The sequence below is a fragment of the Jiangella rhizosphaerae genome, assembly GCF_003579925.1.
Classification (GTDB): domain Bacteria; phylum Actinomycetota; class Actinomycetes; order Jiangellales; family Jiangellaceae; genus Jiangella; species Jiangella rhizosphaerae.
Map to the genome: position 1 here is coordinate 1 of NZ_QUAL01000297.1, position 3,221 is coordinate 3,221.

Below are 3,221 nucleotides of genomic sequence, written 5' to 3' on the forward strand. Positions count from 1 at the left end.
ACGACTTCCCACCCGCGACCTGCCAACAACCAGCAGCTTGACATAGAAGCGTCAACGGGCGAGGGCGGTCGGTGGGCGGCCGGCCGGCCGGAGTGACCGGCCGGCCCGACCGGTGTGGGATATCAGCCGCACGTGGCGGCGTCGTACTCGACTGTGACCTCGGTCATCACCTCCTCACCCTCGACGGTTCCGGTGGCCTGCACCGTCGCCTCGCCCGCGGCGACCTCGGCCGCACGGGCGGCGAACGACTGGTACGCCGACCGCCCCGGCGCGACGTCGTCGACCGTGCGGGTGCCGTACGGCGTCTGGATGACGACGTCGATCGGCCCGTCGTGGTCGTTGGTCGCGCGCACCGACACGAACGCCATCCGCCCGATGCAGCGGGCCTCGGCCTCGACGGTGACCGGCAGCTGCGGCGCCACGCCGGGGTCGTCGGCGAACACCCGCCACTCCGTCGCCGCCACCGCGGAGTACGTCGTGCCGTTGCCGTTCGCGGAGATGGTCGCGCGCAGCCGGTCGGTCGTGACCGGCGCGAACGTCACCGTGTTGAATGCCGTCGAGCTGGTCCCGTAGCCGGACGCGCCGGGCACGTCGACCCAGCCCGCGCCGTCCCAATACTGCAGCACCCACGCGTCCGGCTCGGCGACGCCCTCGCCTGTCCCCTTGGGCTGGTCGCGCCAGAACTTGATCTCCGCGCCGGTGAGCCGGATCGGCCGCGCCCACGTGTACTGGATCCACTGGCTGGCCGGCCGGGTGCCCGACCACGTGCCCCAGATCTGCGCCTGGCTCGGGTTCGCCGGGTCGAGGCCGTCGTTGAGCGCACCGACGGAGTTCCAGCCGGCCGTGTACGACGCGGCGACGGTGCCCAGCGGTGCGACGTTGCCGGTCAGCGGGCCGGAGATGTCCGCGGGGATCACCGCCGACTTCGCCGTCTCGACGTTGCCCGCGGCGTCGGTCGCCCGGAAGAACACTTGGTGCCGCTGGGCGTCCGGCGCCGCGACGGGGCCGGTGTACGGCTGCCAGGCGCCGCCCGCGCCGATCGCGTACTCGATCCGGGCCACGCCGGAGATGGCGTCGGTGGCCGCGACCGTCACCGTCCGGGCCGCCTCGTCGAGCGTCGCGGTGCTCACCGGCGCGGCGCGGTCGATGCGGACGGCGAGGCTCGCGTCGCCGGACGTGTTGCCGGCCCGGTCCGTGGCCCGCGCGACGACGGTGTGCTCGCCGTCGCCGGTCACCATGACGTCGGTGTACCGCACGAAGTCGGTGACCACCGGTGTGCCGTCGTCGACCACGGACGAGATGCGGACCCGGCCGCCGCGATCGTCGGTGCCGGCGACCCGCACCCGCACGTCGGAGCGGAACCATCCGCCACTGCCGGCGCTGCCGCTCGGGGTCAGCGTGACGGCCGGCGGCGTCTCGTCGCCCTCGGTATCGCCCGGGTCGATGACGGTCACCTGCGCGGTCACCCGCCCGCCCGCGTAGCCGAGCACGGAGCCCTCGACGGTGAGCGAGCCGGGCGCCGCGACGTCCTCGGCGTCCAGAGCGTCCCAGAACGCCGGGATCGACAGCGTCTCACCCGACGACGGGAACGTCACCGGCACGGTGCCGGGCAGCTCCGTCTCGCCGGTCTCGACGGTCATCGGCGGCGGCGTGACGGAGGCGGGCTGCTCGGCCAGCACCTTCCACTCCTCCACCGCGACGGCCGAGTAGGTGCTGCCGTTGGTGGAGGCGTCGAACACCGCGCGCACCTGCGTCGTCGTGACGGGGTCGAACGTGGTGTCCTGGAAGCCGCTCGTCGCGGTGCCGTAGCCGCTGGGGTTCGGCACGTCGCGCCACTGCCCGCCGGCCGACGTGTCCCAGTACTGGATCTTCCACGACGCGGGCGCCGCGACGCCGACGCCCGTGCCCTGCGGCTGGTCGTTCCAGAACTCGATCTGCGAGCCGGCCAGGCGCATCGGCTGGTCCCAGGTGTACTGCACCCACTGCTGCGGCGGGTTGTTGCTGGTCCACGTGCCCCACATGTCCGGGGGCAGCGGATTGGGCCGGACCATCTCGTCGTTGAGCGCCTTCACCCAGTACTGCGTCGGGACCGGCGTGTTCGAGACCGTGACGGTGGCCTCCTGAGCGACGTTGGCGCGCGGGGTGACGTCCTTGACCTTCGGCGGCGTCGTCACGACCGGCTTGATGCGCGGCGGCGACTGGGTGTCGTCCCACTCGACCCGGTCGATCGCCACCGAGCGGCGGAAGTGGTTGCCGCCCACGGCGTCGGCCGTGTGGTAGGCCAGCCACCACTGCCCGTCGAACTCGACGATGCCCGGGTGGCTGGTGGTCGACGACACCGGCGGCAGGATCGTCCCACGGTACGTCCACGGCCCCTCCGGCGAGGACGCCGTGCCGTAGGCGATGCAGGCGTGGTAGTTCGCCGGTGTGCACGGCGACGTCGGCCCGGCGTTGTTGCCGGCGTAGGCCAGGTAGTAGGTGCCGTTCCGCTCGAAGATCCACGCGGCCTCGAAGAACCCGGTCAGGCCGCTCACGGTGCGGACGGACCCGACGGGCGTCTTCATGTCCTGCGCGAGCTCCAGCATGCGCAGGTTGCCGAAGCTGCCCCAGTAGACGTAGACGCGCTGGTTCGGCGCCTCGCCGTCGATGAGGATGGTCGGGTCGATGTTGTGGATGGTGTTCGGCGTGGGCACCCGCTGGGAGATGATCGGCGCGCCGGCGTGGTCGGTCCACGGCCCGGTCGGCGAGTCCGAGACGGCGACGCCGATACCGAACTTGTCGCTGGCGGGGCTGGCCGCCTCGTTCACCGGGACGTACCAGTAGTAACGGCCGTCGACGCCGCGCACGACCTGCCCGGCGTACGCGCGGCCGGGCGTCGCCCAACCGAACACCTGCTCCGGACGCATCAGCGACGGGTGGTGGGTCCACTCGCCGGCGTCGACGTCGGAGGTCACGAACGCGCCCCACTCGTTCATGATGAAGTCGTTGCGCGTGGGGCCGGCCTCGTCGTGGCCGGTGTAGATGTAGAGCTGGTCGGCGCCGGTGTCGTTGCCCGGCGCACCGGCCGGCACCACCAGCGGTGCGGGATCGGCGGAGTAGTAGCTGCCGTCGCCGAGGATCGGGTTCACGGTGTTCGTGAACGTGTACGGGTCGGCGGCGGCCGCGGGCGCGACCGGGCCGAGCAGGCCGGCGGCGAGCGCGACGGCGACGGCGGCCGGCCC

Annotated in this window: 1 protein-coding gene; it reads right to left on the reverse strand. The window is 72.7% G+C overall.

Features of this window, described 5'->3' with window-relative positions; translation table 11 throughout:
* Positions 1–122 precede the first annotated feature (122 nt).
* A partial coding sequence (locus DY240_RS23515; RefSeq protein ID WP_199702225.1) for an OmpL47-type beta-barrel domain-containing protein occupies positions 123–3,221 on the reverse strand: 3,099 nt, incomplete at its 5' end.